The sequence below is a fragment of the Paraburkholderia sp. RL17-337-BIB-A genome, from assembly GCF_046025895.1.
Taxonomy (GTDB): domain Bacteria; phylum Pseudomonadota; class Gammaproteobacteria; order Burkholderiales; family Burkholderiaceae; genus Paraburkholderia; species Paraburkholderia fungorum_C.
The window spans coordinates 3158502-3174886 of sequence record NZ_JARESY010000002.1 but is presented as its reverse complement, the minus strand read 5'-3'; the positions used below and the strand labels follow the sequence as shown (position 1 = coordinate 3174886).

The following is a 16385-nucleotide window of genomic DNA, read 5'->3' as shown; positions in this document are numbered from 1 at the left end:
GGCACCCGTATCGAGCGGCACGAGAGGGTTCGCTGCGTCGCCGTTCGAGAATGCATTTTCCGGATCGATCGGCTCGCGGACATGAGGCGGCAGTCCCAGATCATCACCGGGACACGCGCAAATAGACGCGCCTGGTTGGGACAGGTGTCCTGATTGCAGTCGCCAGACAGGCGTCAGGCAGGCGCGTCGAATCCGGCCTTGCGGGCCAGCACGATTGCCTGCGCGCGATTCTCGACTTCGAGTTTCGAAAAGATGCTTGTGATGTGATTGCGAACGGTCTTTTCGCTCAAACCGAGATGCGCGGCAATTTGCGCGTTATCGCGACCGCCCGCGATCAAGCCGACGATGTCGCGTTCGCGCGGCGTCAATGTCGCGAACGCCGGATCAGCGGACTGCGTCACCGGCAGGAACGTGCGCAACTCGTCGCGCCAGCGCAACCACGCCGGTTCCGAGTCGAGCAGCAGGTGGTTTTCGCTATCGAGCGGAACGAAACGCGCGCCTGGAATGAGGCCGGCGAGCAGGCGGCCTTCCTCGAACGGCACGCGCGCATCGCCACTTGCATGCAGCACGAGCGTCGGGCATTGAACCAGCGGGAGCAGATCGACCACGTCGATTTCGTTGAACACGCGCATGATGCGTGCCGCGTTGCGCGGTGTCGTCGTCAGACGCTCCAGTTCGTTGAACCAGTGATGCTGTTCCGGGCTGCCGCCCGGAATGAACTGCGTCGTAAAGAACTGGCGAAATGCGGGGTTCTGTTGACCCCAGCCCAGTTCTGCGAGCTTGACAAGTGTTTCCGCTTCTTCGCGTAGCCGCGCATCCGCCGACCGCTTAAGCTTGCCGCGCGCATATCCGCCATAGAGGATCAGGTGACTGACACGCTCGGGCTGCGCCACTGCGTACGCTATGGCAATCGAAGCCCCTTGTGAGATGCCGAGCAAGGCAAAGCGCCGCACGCCACTGGCGTTGATTACGGTGTCGAGATCGCGCTGCCAGGCGTCGAATGAAATCTCGGCCGGATCGCGATCGGACAGTCCGCAGCCGCGCTGGTCATAACGGATCAATCTGTGCTGCAGGCATAACTCCGCGATCAGATGACTCCAGACGGGACTCTTCAAATCGAATTCGAGGTGACTGAGCCAATTCGCGGCCTTGACGATCGGCGGGCCGCTTCCGCATGTTGCATACGCAATACGCACCCCGTCGCCGCCGGTGCAAAGGCGTATTTCCTGCTTTAGAGACGGCATGGAGGCTGGCATGGCATCCGGCAGTCAACGAGAAATTAAACGACGAATTAAAAGGTGCCGACATCCTCCAGGGGAGAACGTGGTCGTTCGCTCTTTTACAAATACCTTTCCCTGAAATAGCACAGACCGATCAAATAGAAGCGGCCAGGGAAACGTCTCGCGCCCCTGTGAAGCGATTGCCTATCGGCCGAACCCCGGATTGCCTTTACCTCCCGGATACGCGACATTTCTGGAATCGCCAGTAGCGAGCAGAACATCCCGAAGCAAGACGGTTCGCGAGCCCTGCACCCGAGAACAATGCGCATCCCGCCACTAAAAGCCATCGTCGCGTTCGAAAGTGTCGCCCGGACCAAGAGCGTCAATCGGGCCGCTGATGAATTAGGGCTAACACCATCGGCGATCAGCCATCAAATCGCCAACCTCGAATCCATCGTGGGAAGGCCCTTGTTCACAAGACTGGGGCGAGGACTCGTGCTGACGCCGACGGGTCAGCAATATCTGGCCGATGTCACCGGATCGCTCGCCGATCTGAGCCGCGCGACCGAGCGCGCATCGAGTCAGTCGGGTGTCGAGATTCTTCGCATTCACTCGAGCCCCAGCTTTGGGTTGATGTGGCTGCTGCCGCGGCTGGCTTTGTTCCAGGAAGCGAACGGCGACATTCAGTTGAATCTCGCGTGCTCGTATGAGGACGTGTCGTTCACCTCTGGCTACTATGACATCGACGTACGGCATGGCTACGCCCATTGGACCGATGGCGAGATCAAAACGCTACGCAACGAGTTCATCGCGCCTCTCGCATCGGAGGAATACCTTGGACGACACCCGGTGCGTACCCCCGAGGATCTGCTCGAGCGGCGCCTGATCTTCTCGGAGACGCCTCTCGTGCAGTGGAAGCAATGGTTCGGCAAGTTCGGCGTCGCGGTGTCGCGCAAGGCATACGATTTCGCGTTCGACCGCTCGTACATGTCGCTCGAGGCCGCGGCATTGGGACACGGCATCGCGCTCGAAAGCACGATGCTCGCATCGGTCCATCTAAAACGCGGTTCGCTCGTACGGGTCTTCGATCGCACGTATGCGGTCGAGGTCGGAGCCCATCACCTCGTTTACCCTTCCCAGAACGCGGACTTGCCGCGCGTGGCTAAATTTTTGGCCTGGGTCGAGCAAGAGATCAGCCGTGACGCCGTATAGCGCCAGGCCGCGCCAGGCGGGACGCCAGCGCGCTGCCTGATGCGAAAGGGGTGCTTTCTGACGCCCCTGACTCCACGGTGCGGCGACACCTGAAAATTCTTCAGCAATAGTTGAGCCGAACTGCATTGATCGAGATGGTTGAAGCGCTGAAACTGCGTCTACCAACTAACGTGATCGATGGAGACAAATATGTTGCTCGACAGCAAAGTAGTAATCGTAACCGGTGCAGCTTCGCCGCGTGGCATCGGCAAGGCGACCGCCAAAGCGCTTGCCGCGCAAGGCGCGCGAGTGGTGATTCTGGACCTTCGCAAGGAAGACGCCGAGCGTGCCGCGCGTGAGCTCGGCGAAGAACACCTCGGCCTCGCTTGCGATGTGACCGACAAGGCCGCATGCATGGCTGCCGCCAAGGCGATCATCGAGAAGTACGGCCGTGTCGACGGCTTGATCAACAACGCGGGCATCACCCAGCCTTTGAAGACGATGGACATCGGAGCCGATAACTTCGATGCGGTCATCGACGTGAATCTGCGCGGTACGCTCTACATGTCGCAAGCGGTCATTCCGCAAATGAGAGAGCAAAAGAGCGGCAGCATCGTCTGCATGTCATCGGTTTCCGCGCAACGCGGCGGCGGTATCTTCGGCGGTCCTCACTACAGCGCCGCAAAAGCGGGCGTACTCGGCCTCGCTCGTGCCATGGCGCGTGAACTCGGAGCGGACAACATCCGCGTCAACTCGATCACACCGGGCCTGATCCAGACGGATATCACCGGCGACAAGCTCACGACGGAGATGCGCGCCGACATCATCAAGGGCATTCCGCTCGGTCGGCTCGGCGATGCGGCCGACGTCGCGAATGCCTGTCTGTTCCTCTCGAGCGACCTGTCGGCCTACCTCACCGGCATCACGCTCGACGTCAACGGCGGCATGTTGATCCACTGAGTACGCCATCCGTCGCGATTGCGGCGGATGGGTCAAGGCACCCGGCGGTAAAACCGGGGGCGATATGTCCGCAAGAATCTTGCATGGGGCCAGAGTAAGAGCTTTGCATGGGATCAGAGTAAGAGCTTTGCATGGGATCAGAGTAAGAGCTTTGCATGGGATCAGAGTAAGCGCTAAAGCGCTAACTCTGATCGACAGCTAAAGCGCTAACTCTGATCGACAGCTAAAGCGCTAACTCTGGCCGACAGGAGACAATCATGAAAACGAAGGCCACTGCGCCGTCAATGACGGGCGATCTCACATCGCTCGTCGATCCGGCGAGCTTTGAATCAAAAACGTATGCGAAAGTCGGACGGCGCTTGATACCGTTCCTGATGCTGTGCTATCTGGGCGCTTATCTCGATCGTGTCAACGTGGGCTTCGCGAAACTGCAGATGCTCAACGACCTGCGATTCAGCGAAACCGTGTATGGCTTCGGCGCCGGTATTTTCTTTCTCGGTTATTTTCTCTTCGAAGTACCGAGTAATCTCATGTTGCACAAAGTGGGCGCCCGAAACTGGCTCGCTCGGATCATGCTGACGTGGGCGGTGATCTCGGCCTGCTTCGTCTTCGTCAAATCGCCCACTACCTTCTATGTTCTGCGCTTTCTATTGGGTGTGGCGGAGGCCGGGTTCGCGCCGGGCGTCATCCTGTATCTGACTTACTGGTTTCCGTCGGCGCGGCGCGCCAAGGCGCTCTCCCTCTTCTTCATGGCGATCCCGCTTGCTGGAATTGTCGGCGGGCCGCTGTCGGGTTACATCCTGCATGCGTTCCAGGGCGTACAGGGTCTCGCCGGCTGGAAGTGGCTCTTTATCCTCGAAGCGCTGCCGTCGCTGCTTCTTGGCGTCGCTATCCTGCTCTACCTCGACAACGGTATCGCTGCCGCGAAGTGGCTCACGGATGCGGAGAAGGCGCTCCTCGCACGCAACGTGGCGAACGACAATGCCCACAAGGTCGCCCATGTGTCGATCGGTTCTTTCATCGGCGATCGTCGTTTGTGGTTGATGGCCGCCATCTACTTCTGCGTCGTGCTCGGTCAGTATGGGCTGACGTTCTGGCTGCCGACGATCATCCGCAAGTCCGGTGTCGCTGACCCTCTGTGGGTCGGTATCTTCACGGCCATTCCTTACCTCTGCGCCATCATCGCGCTGCCGCTGGTGGGAGCAAGCGCTGACCGCCATCGCGAACGGCGTCTGCATCTTGCGATCCCGATGCTCGTATCGGCGGCAGGCTTTGCAACGCTTCCGATGCTGGGCGGAGTCGGCGCGTCGCTGGTGTGTGTCAGTGTGGCCGCCGCCGGCATCCTCGCCTCGTCGTCACAGTTCTGGTCACTGCCGACCGCGCTTCTCGGGGGCATGTCCGCAGCGGCGGGTATCGCCGCGGTGAACTGCTTCGCCAATCTCGCAGGCTTCTTCTCGCCGGCCATTGTCGGCTGGTTGAACGACCTGACCGGTAAGTCGACGGCCGGGCTCATCTTTATCTCCGTCGCTGTCGTCATCGGTGCCGGGCTTGTTTTCCTCGTGCCAGCCAAAACCGTCAATCGCTGACACCGTTTGCTGCAAAGACTCACTCTTAATTCAAGGAGACACCATGAACAGTCCTTCATCAGATGCGGTGACGCTCGCCGAGCGCGCCTATCGGATTCGCAGAAACGCCTTGCTGATGGGCGAAGTACAAGGTCAAGGCTATATCGGCCAGGCACTCGACATCGCCGATGTACTCGCGGTTTCCTACTTCGGCGCGATGCGCTACCGGGCCGACGATCCCGAATGGGAAGGCCGCGACCGCTTTCTGCTATCCAACGGCCACTATGCGATAGCGCTTTATGCAGCGCTTTTCGAAGCCGGCTTCCTGCCACCGGAAGAACTCGAAACCTACGGCAGCGACGACAGCCGGTTGCCCATGTCCGGTATGGCGAACTACACGCCCGGCATGGAGATGTCCGGCGGCTCGCTCGGCCACGGTCTCACGATCGCGGTGGGCCGCTGCCTGGGACTCAAGCGCAAGGGCTCGGACGCCTTCGTCTACACGCTCTTCTCCGACGGCGAACTCGATGAAGGCGCGATCTGGGAGGGCCTTATGTCGGCCGCTCACTGGAAGCTGGACAACCTGATCGCCATGGTCGACGTCAACAACCAGCAAGCCGACGGTCCCTCCTCGAAGATCATGGCGTTCGAGCCGCTCGTCGAGAAGCTCGAAGCGTTCGGCTGGTTCACGCAGCGCGTGGACGGCAACGACATTGACGCAGTGAAGGCAGCGTTCGATGCCGCACGCAGTCATCCGCAAGCGCAGCCCCGGATTATCGTATGCGATACCCGCATGGGCTGCGGCGTGCCGTTCCTCGAAGAACGGGAAAAGAACCATTTCATCCGCGTCGATGCCCATGAGTGGCAACTGGCGCTCGCAGCACTCGAAGCAGGGAGATAAGCATGAGCGACACCACTCTTACCAGGAAGCCGCGCCTGAAGACCTCGGCGATGATCGCTTCCATTGCCGGCGAAGGACAAGTCACGCGTTCCGCGCCGTTCGGCCATGCGTTGGTCCAATTGGCCCGGGAGAAGAAGAACGTGGTCGGCATGACCGCCGACCTCGGCAAGTACACCGACCTGCATATCTTCGGGAAGGAGTTTCCAGACCGCTACTATCAGATGGGCATGGCCGAGCAGTTGCTGATGGGCGCGGCCGCTGGTATGGCGCATGAAGGTGCCCAACCGTTCGTGACCACCTACGCCGTGTTCGCGACCCGCCGTGCGTATGACTTCATGCACCAGGCTATCGCAGAGGACAACCTCGACGTGAAGATCATCTGCGCGCTGCCGGGTCTAACGACCGGCTACGGTCCGAGCCATCAGGCGGCCGAGGATCTCGCGCTGATGCGCGCGATGCCGAACATGACGGTCATCGATCCGTGCGACGCGCTCGACACCGAGCAAATGGTGCCTGCGATTGCTGCGCACAACGGCCCGGTGTATGCGCGTCTGCTGCGTGGCAACGTGCCGGCCGTGCTCGACGAATATGACTACCAGTTCGAACTCGGCAAGGCCAAGCTGCTGCGCGACGGCGCCGAAGTTCTCATCATCTCGTCGGGCATCATGACGATGCGCTCGCTGGAGGTGGCGAAATTGCTGGGCGCGGACAACGTGGGAGTGGGTGTATTGCACGTGCCGACCATCAAGCCGCTCGACACTGAGACGATCCTGCGCGAAGCCCGGCGCACGGGTCGCTTGGTGGTGGTCGCCGAGAATCACTCGGTGATCGGCGGGCTTGGCGAAGCGGTCGCGACCCCGCTGCTCACGGCAGGCGTCACGCCGATGTACCGTCAGATCGCACTGCCCGATGAGTTCCTCGCTGCGGGCGCGCTGCCGACCCTGCACGATCGCTATGGCATCTCGACCAACGTCATGGCCGATACCATCAAGGGCTGGCTTGGATGAGTTCAAGGTGTCATCGAGAGGCCGCAGTACGACAGAACGCGGTCCGCCTGCGTGTGAAACGAGTCTTTCGCTAGTTTGAGGGGATGGTGCGTCAGTTCCATCGACGCACCGTTCATCGCCCATCTATTTTCAGTCACCGATCGCTTTGGCGTCTGGCTCCCGCTTCGCTTGCCCGCGCATCAGCAGGAGCAGCGCGATAAGCACAAGAACGATCGTCAAGCCGACGAAGAGCAGCGTCGCGCGTTGAATGTCGGCGAGTTGCACCGCAATGCCAAAGCCGATCACAGGCAGTGAGAGCGCCACGTAAAGCACGACGAAAAAGCTGGACGTGACTTCCGCTCGCCGGTGCGCAGGTGTCGCGGCCGCGATCTCGCCCAACCCTGCGCGGAAGCTGATGCCCTGCCCGATCCCAGCCAGGGCGGTGCCGAGCAGAAGCGCGCCGAGCGAGCGCTCCGGCACGCACAGGCCGACACATATCAGTCCCACCACGAGTCCAATGCAGCCGGCCGCTTGCCGCCACCGGGTAGCAATGATCGTCTGCACGATCTGCCCGAGGGCGGAGCACGCGAACAGCAGGAACACAATCGAACCGGTCACGATGCCGCTGTGAATCCCGAGCACGACCCGAATCAGTTGAGGGGCGACCGCCGCAAAGAAGCCCACTACGACGAAACCGGCAAACCCAGCCAGCGCGGCAGGAATGAACGCACGGCGCACTTCGGCAGGAAGCGAAATTTTCTGAATGCCGAGCTTCACCCGCGCCGGAATCGCAGCGGTCTCCGGCACGCCAAGGACGAATAGTGCAGCGACGCCGACCAGCGCCAGATGCACCGCATAGGGCAACTGCATCGGCCAGGGAAATAGTTCGACCAGGATGCCGCTTAGCAAAGGACCGAAACCCAGCCCGAGCATATTGGATGCGGTAGCCGCGAGCATGGCTTTGCCGCGCCACGCAGGCGGCGCGAGTTCAATCACGGCGACGGTGGCGGTTCCTGTGAAAATGCCGGCTGAGATTCCCGACAGCAGGCGGCCTAGCATCAGAAGCGCCATTCCGTCGCTGAACAGGAACGTCAGCGCCGACGCAGCCGACGCACAGAGTCCCGCCAGCAGCATGCGACGACGACCAAGCTGATCGGACCAATTTCCGACCAGCAACAGTGCACCCAGCACTCCGATTGCATACGAGGCATAGATGATCGTGATGACGGTCGGTGTAAAACCATACTGCAGCTGGTAGTACCGATAGACCGCCGTGGGTAGCGTTGTACCCATCATGTTGATCGTGAACGCTAGCGCTACCGCCAGAAATGCGATCGGGGATTGCGGTGTGACAGAAACTGCTTTCATTAAACGTTCCAACGGTTGCTAGAAGACTGCGCGCAATTATGGGCAATTTCTCGCAGCTCTGCTGGCGGCGAGACCGTGGCCATAAGCTTCGCTCTCGCGAAAAACGCGTCTCGCCATGCGTGCCGGGCGCATCGATGACAAGGATCGTCCATTTGTCCTGTCCACAATCTGCCCGATGATGTTCCGCGCCAGGTCGTCGGTTTGTTTTGCGGGTTGTCGTGCGCGTAAGCGCCGTCGTAGCAATTAGTTTCCATTGGGAAAGTATGAAACCGTCAGGTGCCTTCTTGTGATCGCCGGATGCCGCTGAAATAATCGGATCGCCTGCCCGTCCGAGGGGCACGTCGCCGTTGGTCGGATCGCATTCGACCCGGATGCGGTGCTTTATGCAGTACTTTGATTAAAGAGCTTCACATGACTATTGAAACAATCGCAATTGAAGGTTTAACGACCCCCGTCTCACGTATCGGCCTGGGCACCTGGGCAATCGGCGGATGGATGTGGGGCGGCACCGACGAGAAAGACTCGATCGCGGTGATCCGCCGGGCGCTCGATAGCGGTGTCAACCTGATCGATACAGCGCCGGTGTACGGCTTCGGCGCTTCAGAGGAGATCGTCGGCAAGGCGCTGGCCGATGGGTATCGGCACAAGGCAGTCATCGCGACCAAGGTCGCATTGGAATGGCACGACGGCGCGGTGTTCCGTAATTCGTCGCCAGAGCGCATTCGCCAGGAAGTAGAGGATACGCTGCGGCGCTTGCGCACAGATTACATCGACCTGTATCAGGTCCACTGGCCCGATCCGCTGGTGCCGATCGAAGAGACCGCCGCGGTGCTCGACGATCTGCGCAAGGAAGGCAAGGTGCGGGCGCTGGGTGTCAGCAACTTCTCGCCGGCGCAAATGGATGCGTTCCGGAGCGTGGCGCCGCTGTCGGCCACGCAGCCGCCGTACAACCTGTTCGAACGCGATATCGACCGTGACGTGCTGCCGTACGCAAAACAGCATGGGCTCGTCGCGCTTGCCTACGGTGCGTTATGCCGTGGGCTGCTGGCGGGGCGCATCGGCGTCGAGACACGCTTCGAGGGCGACGACCTGCGTCAGCGCGACCCGAAGTTTTGCGAGCCGCGTCGCGAGCAGTATGTCGCGGCCGTGAAAGCACTCAACGTGTTCGCGCGCGATAACTTCGACAAGTCGGTGCTCGCGCTGGCGGTGCGCTGGGTGCTCGATCGCGGCCCGACGATCGCGCTGTGGGGCGCACGTCGTCCGGCCCAGCTGGACGGGATTGAAGATGTGTTCGGCTGGCGCCTCGACGAGAAGGCGTTCAAGCAGATCGACGCAATTGTCGCGCAGTTCGTCAAGGATCCCGTGGGGCCGGAGTTCATGGCGCCGCCGGAACGTGTCCTCGCTGCGTGACACGGCGCCGTTGAACATGCGCAACCGGCGACTCATGTCGTCGGTTGCGCCGCGCTGCTGGGCATCCGCTCCGGTGCGAATGCGAGTGAGATGGGTCGCGCCTGCCAGTGCGGCCGCGCGACCCGTGTCTGCAGGAACGCCAGTTCCTCCGGAATGGGCAACATGCAAGCCTCGCAGAATTAAAACGCCCAAACATAGCGCGAAGAGATCCGGTAGACCAATGCCGGTCCGTCTGGCCCCATGCCGAGACGGTTGCAGAGGAGCCCGGGTGCTTTGCCCTGCAATTCGCACAACGCCATTCCTGCTTTGAAGTCCTGCTGGAACAAGCTGCTCGGGTTTTTTGAGCGGACCAGGTCACGTATCAGCATAAGCCCATCAGCATCACGTCAGGCGCGCTGTCGCTTGCACTTCATCTCATCCTTAAAAAACTATAAGTCATTGAAAGATAAAAATATTTTTTTGTCTTTCCAATGTGCGGGAACGGCGTCTCGCGGCGATTATTGACGCGATATCTTGATTGCCAGTCGTGTAGCACCATGACTGCTGCGGGCCGGGTGAACCGTGCCGCTTGCCGAGTCTTTTCGCAACACCCACCTGAATTGCACTCCTTTATTTTTTTCAGCTGCCAACGGGTTTTTGACTATAAGGAAGTTGACGATGTCGAAATCAGATCTTTTCCATCCCTTCAAGCGGGCAAGCGTGGCGATCGCGCTGGCCGGTCTGGGACTCATGACGAGCATCTCGGCATTTGCCGCGGACCGCTTCGTGCCCGCGCCGCCTGAAGCAGGGACGAGCATCCCCCAGCAGCAGGTGAAGTTCGGCATGCGTCCATTTGCCGACAATACGTTCTACGTCATTGCGATGAAGAAGGGCTGGTTCAAGGATGTCGGTATCGGGATCGACCCAGCACCCGAAGGGCTCAAGGTCAACGACACCAATGCAACTGCATTGCTGCTCAACGGGCAGGTGGATGTGATCAGCGAAAACTGTCCCAACATGCTGCCGACCTACAAATCGGCACGGACGCTCAAATGCGTCGGTTTCACGGACAACTTTCTCGGCAACGCGATCCTGGCCAACCCGCGCTTGCACCTCAAATCGTTCAAGGACTATATCGCGCAGGGCATGAGCTTTGATGCCGCGCTCCACGCCGCATTGGCTCCGCTCGAGGGCAAGACGCTAGTAGGTCCGCCGCAAGTGACCGACCGGCCGTTCGAAATCCTCGCCTCCAGCATGGCCAAGGTGAACTGGAACCTGCAGGTGCTCGATGATTCGAAATCGGTGGTACTGGCCCGTGCCGGTCGCGAAGACTTCGTCAACCCCGACGGCGCGCCGATCGTCTACTCGCTCGAGCAGGCAGGATGGACCGATGTTCTTGACGTGGGCGACATGAACAAGTACGCCCCTGCCGGAGCGGGCTCGCCGGTCGAGCATCTGGTGACGGTGGTCGGCGTTGGCGCCAACGGCAACTTTGTCAATAGCCACCCGAACGCGATGCTGCGCTTCATGTCGGTGGTGTGGCGTACCCTCGACGCGGTCAAGAAGGATCCGTCGCTGTTCGCGTTGCAGGCGCCGTATCTGAACAGCGTGGCGGGTACCTCGTTGAATGCGAAGGACGTACAGAATGCGGTGGAGCGGCTCGATCCGTTCTCGACGTATGACTATAACGCCACGTATTTCACTGACGAAAAAAATGTGTACTTCTACAAGAACGCGTGGTCAGCCATCATCGACGACATTGCCACCAGCGGGATCATCAGCAAGGGCTCAGTCACGCCGGAAGATATCGTCTGGGCCGCGCCGATCTGGCAGCAGATGAAGGATTATCAAACCAAAACCGATGCCCTTTTGAAGACGCTCGATGGCGAGAGTCTCCCGGCTGACAAGGCCAATCTTCTCAAGCAGGCACATCAGTACTACACATGGTTCGATTTCCTGGATGCCTATCGTTTCGCAAGTGCCGCAAGCAGCAAGGCATAAGGAGTATTGCGATGTTTCGTAGTACGGCATCAGAAGTGACAAGGGCAGGCAACCGGACGCGACTCCCGCGTCCGCGACTCTCGAATTCCGCTTTCTGGCGACGCTTCGACCCGCTGGCGCTTCTCGGGATCGTCCTCGTGGTGGTGGCCTGGCATATCGCCAGTTGCTTCGTGGCGGGGTCGATTTTGCCCTCGCCATTGAACGTCGCCAGACGCATCGCTGCGGACTTCTGGGTGGCGCGGGAGCTGACCTACTATGGGCTGGGTAACACCGGGCTGTTCGGCAGTCTGGTGTTTACCGGTGTCAATGTGCTCGTTGCCGTCTTCGCCGGCTCGCTAATCGGCATCACGATAGGCTTGCTGGCGGCCCGCTCGAAATGGCTGGGGCCGCTGGTGCAGCCGGTGATGATGACCGTTGGCACCGTACCGACGCTGGTTGTCGCGCCATTCTTCCTGATCTGGTTCGGCGTGGGGCGGGGTAGCTCGATCCTGCTGGTCCTCGTGTATTGCGCCGTGATCCTCTATGTGTTTGCCCAGCGCGCTGCCGATAACCTGGATCCGGTATTCGAGGATTACGCACGCACGCTCGGCGCGAGCCCACGGCGTGCGATTCGCGATGTGCTGATCCCAGGTACGGTGCCACAGATTCTCGGTGGCATCCGCATCGCGCTGGCGGGCGCGTGGGGCATTGAAGCGATCGTGGAACTGCTGGGGGCGCAACAAGGAATCGGCAAGATAGTTTCAGTACTCGCCCAGTCGATCGACATAGAAGGCATTTTTGCCGCGTTGGTGATGTTAGCTATTGTGGCGATCGCATGTGATGTATTGACCGCTTGGGTAATCGAGCGCCTGGCCCCGTGGAGCCCCGCTGCAGCCCGGCATAAGGAGTAGTGAAATGGCTTCGCTTATTGATGGCTCGACGATCACGGCCAGCAACCTGTCGCAGCGCTTCAGGCGCGCCGACGGGCAACTGGTGAATGCGCTCGCTTCGGTCAGCTTCACCATCCCGGAGGGCCAGTTCGTATGCCTGGTGGGCCCGTCGGGCTGCGGCAAAAGCACCTTGCTGCAAGTCATGTCGGGCTTGCTCGCCGCCACCGACGGCACGTTGGAGGTCGACAATAAACGCGTGACCCAGCCCGCCCCCGAGCGCGGCGTGGTGTTTCAGAAGGACAGCGTATTTCCGTGGCTGCGCGTGATCGACAACGTGGAGTACGGCCTGAAGTGCGCTGGCGTTGCCAAGGGAAAGCGCCGCGAGATCGCCGAACATTATCTCGAACGAGTGGGCTTGAGCCACGTCAGCCGTGCGTGGCCACGCGAGCTGTCGGGCGGCATGCTCAAGCGGGTGGCGATCGCGACGGTCTTCGCCAACGGGGCGAATGTGCTGATGCTCGACGAACCATTCGGCGCCCTCGACTACGTGACGCGTCGGCAGTTGCAGGAGGTGCTGCTCACGTTGTGGGGCGAGACGACCGGAAGCGGCCATCGCCGCACGGTTATTTTCGTCACCCACGACGTCGATGAGGCATTGCTGCTGGCCGACCGCATACTGGTGTTGCGTGGCGGCCGGCTGGTGGACGACCTCGCGGTTGCCGCGCCGCGTCCGCGCAATACCGACAGCCTGTTGCGTGCCGATCTCGTACAAGCCAAACATACCTTGCTGAATCACCTCGGCCTCGAGCGGAGCCATGCATGAACCGTCAACTTTCGCGTGGCGGCCAACTGGTTGTCTCCGTACTTGTGCTGCTTGCCATGGCGGGCGGATGGCAGGTGTTGTCACTGATCTATACGGCCGAAGCCGCACCGGGTGAACCGTTGGTGCCCGGCTGGCAGGTGTTATTCACGCAGACGTTCCAATCGCTGTCCGATTACTGGCCCGGCGGTCTTGGTGTGCCTTCGGTGGCCGAAGGCGCACCGCGCAGCTACACGGCCGCTGCGCTCGCAGTCCTGCTGCATTCCTGGGACACCATGCTGCGCCTCTATACCGGGTTCGTGTGCGGTGCGTTGGGTGGAGCGGCCCTCGGACTCGCGGTGTCGTGGTCGAACTGGTCGCGACGGCTGGTGAACCTGCCCTTGCAGTTCTTGCGCACCTTGCCTCTGCTCGCCATGGTGCCGCTGTTCGAATTGTGGTTCGGTACTAACTTCGCTGGCAAAGTTCTCTTCGTCGCCTATGGAGTCGGCGTGATCTTCTTTGCCGGGGTGGTCAACGCTGTGAGCAATGTACCGCAGTTGTATATCGACTATGCACGCACGCTCGGCGCCTCCCGCTTACGCCTGTACCGGACGGTGATCATTCCCGCGATCCTGCCCGAACTGCGTTCTTCGATCCTGCTCAGCCTGGGCACCGCCTGGGCTGCCGTGCTGGGGGCCGAGTATCTCGGTGCCCAGTCCGGCATCGGTTACGTCATCGAGTATGCGAGCCAGTTCGGTTATGTGGATCGCATGTTCCTGATCGCGCTCGTGATCGTTGTGTACGCATCGATCAGCTATGCGCTGTTCAACTGGCTGGCGTCGAGGTTGCTCGTGTGGACCCCGGGAGCCCAGCCACGCCGACGTGCCGCTTAACGCGGTCGTTTTCAACCCCCAGCTACTTCAAGGTACGACATGATTGAACGCATCGATTCCGGCAAACGCTTGAGCAAGGTCGTGATCGCCAACGGATTTGCTTTCCTCTCGGGCTTTACTGCCAATGTAGTCACCCCGGGCGACGTCCAGGCGCAGACCGCCGACGTGCTGGCGCAAATCGACGAGTTGCTGGCCAAAGCCGGTACGTCAAAATCGAAAGTGGTTCGCATCAACATCTGGCTCGACGACATGCGCGATTTCGACGCCATGAACGAGGTCTATGAGAGTTGGATCGATCCGCAATGTCCACCGGCGCGTGCGACGGTGGAATCACGGCTGGCGATAGAAGGGACGCTCGTGGAGATCATGGCCACGGCGGTTGTCGACTGACCTTCGCGGTGATCGCAGCCGCGTGTTGCGGCAAGCCTGCGTATGCATCACAGGAGTCAAAGGGGCCACGTCGCCCCTTTTTGCTTTTCTATCGCTGCCGTCCGTCTTTCAAACGCGCCACGCGGCGTGCTTGAGATTCCACCTGTTAGCAGCGCTAACGCGTGGTTCTAAAACGATTTTTTATGTCCATTCCGACGCCCGGGATTTCCTTCGCGCCGCCCATATGAACGGCTATTTTTGACCTCTGGCACATGCCGGAGAACGGTTGGCGCTAAACGCCCTGCCGTTGCCGGTTCAAGAGAGTTCCGCCCGATGAACTTGCCATTGGCAGGCTCGGTGCGGCAGCAATCACTACTGGAGAGCGTCATGCAAGCAACAGTCATCCGTGGCGGCACGGTTATCAATCATGATCGCGCGTTCAAGTCCGACGTGCTGTGTGTCGACGGGGTCATCGCCGCCGTCGGGCCCGACCTCGAAGCGCCCGCCGGCGCGGAGATCGTCGACGCAGGCGGGCAGTACGTGATGCCAGGCGGCATCGACCCGCACACCCACATGCAGATGCCGTTCATGGGCTTCGTTACCATGGACGACTTCTACACGGGGACCGCAGCGGGCCTTGCGGGAGGCACCACCACCATCATCGATTTCGTCATACCCAGTCAGCAGCAGCCCCTGATGGAGGCTTACCGCACCTGGCGCGATTGGGCCACCAAGGCCGCGACTGATTACACGTTTCACGTGGCGGTGACCTGGTGGGATCAGAGCGTGCATGACGATATGGGCACGCTCGTGCGCGACGAGGGCGTCAACAGTTTCAAGCACTTCATGGCCTACAAGGACAGCATCATGGCCGACGATGGGGTGCTCGCCAACAGCTTCCAGCGCTGCCTTGAACTCGGTGCAATGCCTACCGTACACGCGGAATTCGGCGAGATGGTGTTCGTGCTGCAGCAAAAGCTGCTGGCAAGCGGCATTACCGGCCCTGAGGGTCATCCTTTGTCACGGCCGCCTGTGCTCGAAGGGGAGGCCGCGGAGCGCGCCATCGCCATCGCCAAAGTGTTCGATGTGCCGGTGTATATCGTGCACGTGTCGAGCAGCGACGGTGTGGACGCAATCGCGCGGGCTCGAGCTCGCGGGCAGAAAGTCTTTGGTGAAGCGTTGGCGGGTCATTTATGCGTGGACGATTCGGCCTATCGTAGTTCCGACTTCACATTTGCCGCGGGCCATGTGATGAGCCCGCCGTTTCGTGCGCCGGAGCACCAGACGGCACTTTGGAAAGCATTGCAAAGCGGGACGCTGCAAACCACCGCCACCGACCATTGCTCCTTTTGCACAGCGCAAAAGGCTGCCGGCCTTGGCGATTTTACGAAAATACCGAACGGCTGCGGCGGCGTGGAAGAGCGCATGCTGGCGGTGTGGGACGAGGGTGTGAACCAACGCGGCCTAAGCCCGAGCGAGTTCGTTAAGATCACTTCGACCAATGCCGCACAGATGTTCAATCTTTACCCGCGCAAGGGACTGATTGCCGTGGGCGCCGACGCGGATCTGGTGGTATGGGATCCGCTGGGCACCAAAACGCTCTCGGCGAAAACGCAGTTCAGCAAAAGCGACTTCAACGTATTCGAGGGGCGCACGGTAACGGGCATTCCGACCCACACGATATCCGGCGGAGAACTTGTCTTCAAGCAAGGCGACTTACGAGCCAGGGCCGGGGCAGGGCGTTACCTGAAGCGGCCGGCGTTCACCGCGGGCTTTGACGTCCTTGGTCGCTTCTCCCGAGCCGCCGGTGCTGCGACTAGTTCGGGCGACGCCAAATGACGGGCTGCGTGATGGTCAGCTTCGAGAATGTCCGA

General features: G+C 60.6%; 14 protein-coding genes. 12 read left to right on the top strand and 2 right to left on the bottom strand.

What is annotated here, in order from left to right; genetic code table 11:
- Nucleotides 1-173: 173 nt before the first annotated feature.
- Nucleotides 174-1244 carry an alpha/beta fold hydrolase gene (locus tag P0D84_RS34820; RefSeq protein WP_408344493.1) on the bottom strand — a complete coding sequence of 357 codons (1071 nt, stop codon included), beginning with the start codon at nt 1242-1244 and terminating at the stop codon, nt 174-176.
- 297 nt (nt 1245-1541) lie between these two features.
- Here P0D84_RS34820 and P0D84_RS34815 point away from each other — a divergent pair, with 297 nt between their 5' ends.
- From P0D84_RS34815 to P0D84_RS34795, 5 genes are all read left to right on the top strand, one after another.
- The gene (locus tag P0D84_RS34815; protein ID WP_408344490.1) at nt 1542-2432 is read left to right on the top strand and encodes a LysR substrate-binding domain-containing protein; all 891 of its coding nucleotides are present in this window, start codon (nt 1542-1544) and stop codon (nt 2430-2432) included.
- Nucleotides 2433-2621: 189 nt separating this feature from the next.
- Nucleotides 2622-3371 carry an SDR family NAD(P)-dependent oxidoreductase gene (locus tag P0D84_RS34810; RefSeq protein ID WP_408344487.1) on the top strand — a complete coding sequence of 250 codons (750 nt, stop codon included), beginning with the start codon at nt 2622-2624 and terminating at the stop codon, nt 3369-3371.
- Nucleotides 3372-3628: 257 nt separating this feature from the next.
- On the top strand, nt 3629-4957 hold the full coding sequence (locus tag P0D84_RS34805; RefSeq protein WP_408344484.1) for an MFS transporter: 1329 nt from the start codon (nt 3629-3631) through the stop codon (nt 4955-4957).
- A gap of 43 nt (nt 4958-5000) precedes the next feature.
- Nucleotides 5001-5837, top strand: a complete 837-nt coding sequence (locus tag P0D84_RS34800) for a transketolase (protein WP_408344481.1) — start codon at nt 5001-5003, stop codon at nt 5835-5837.
- 2 nt (nt 5838-5839) lie between these two features.
- On the top strand, nt 5840-6844 hold the full coding sequence (locus tag P0D84_RS34795) for a transketolase family protein (RefSeq protein ID WP_408344478.1): 1005 nt from the start codon (nt 5840-5842) through the stop codon (nt 6842-6844).
- A gap of 129 nt (nt 6845-6973) precedes the next feature.
- Here P0D84_RS34795 and P0D84_RS34790 read toward each other — a convergent pair whose 3' ends face one another.
- Nucleotides 6974-8191 (bottom strand): MFS transporter, encoded by a 1218-nt coding sequence (locus tag P0D84_RS34790; protein ID WP_408344475.1) that lies wholly within the window; start codon nt 8189-8191, stop codon nt 6974-6976.
- A 411-nt stretch (nt 8192-8602) separates the two neighbouring features.
- On the opposite strand from P0D84_RS34790, the gene P0D84_RS34785 reads away from it, so the two are divergent.
- From P0D84_RS34785 to hydA, 7 genes are all read left to right on the top strand, one after another.
- A complete protein-coding gene (locus P0D84_RS34785) occupies nt 8603-9601 on the top strand; it encodes an aldo/keto reductase (RefSeq protein WP_408344472.1) in 999 nt (332 codons plus the stop codon).
- A 657-nt stretch (nt 9602-10258) separates the two neighbouring features.
- Entirely contained in the window at nt 10259-11581 is a 1323-nt protein-coding gene (locus tag P0D84_RS34780; RefSeq protein ID WP_408344469.1) for a substrate-binding domain-containing protein, read from the top strand.
- A 137-nt stretch (nt 11582-11718) separates the two neighbouring features.
- On the top strand, nt 11719-12471 hold the full coding sequence (locus tag P0D84_RS34775) for an ABC transporter permease (protein ID WP_408344466.1): 753 nt from the start codon (nt 11719-11721) through the stop codon (nt 12469-12471).
- Between the two features lie 4 nt (nt 12472-12475).
- Nucleotides 12476-13273 carry an ABC transporter ATP-binding protein gene (locus tag P0D84_RS34770; RefSeq protein WP_408344463.1) on the top strand — a complete coding sequence of 266 codons (798 nt, stop codon included), beginning with the start codon at nt 12476-12478 and terminating at the stop codon, nt 13271-13273.
- Nucleotides 13270-14142 (top strand): ABC transporter permease, encoded by an 873-nt coding sequence (locus tag P0D84_RS34765; protein ID WP_408344460.1) that lies wholly within the window; start codon nt 13270-13272, stop codon nt 14140-14142. The genes P0D84_RS34770 and P0D84_RS34765 overlap by 4 nt, the downstream gene beginning before the upstream one ends.
- A gap of 39 nt (nt 14143-14181) precedes the next feature.
- The gene (locus P0D84_RS34760; protein ID WP_408344456.1) at nt 14182-14532 is read left to right on the top strand and encodes a RidA family protein; all 351 of its coding nucleotides are present in this window, start codon (nt 14182-14184) and stop codon (nt 14530-14532) included.
- 366 nt (nt 14533-14898) lie between these two features.
- Complete coding sequence (gene hydA, locus P0D84_RS34755) at nt 14899-16350, top strand: dihydropyrimidinase (protein WP_408344453.1); 1452 nt, start codon at nt 14899-14901, stop codon at nt 16348-16350.
- The last annotated feature ends 35 nt before the right edge of the window (nt 16351-16385 follow it).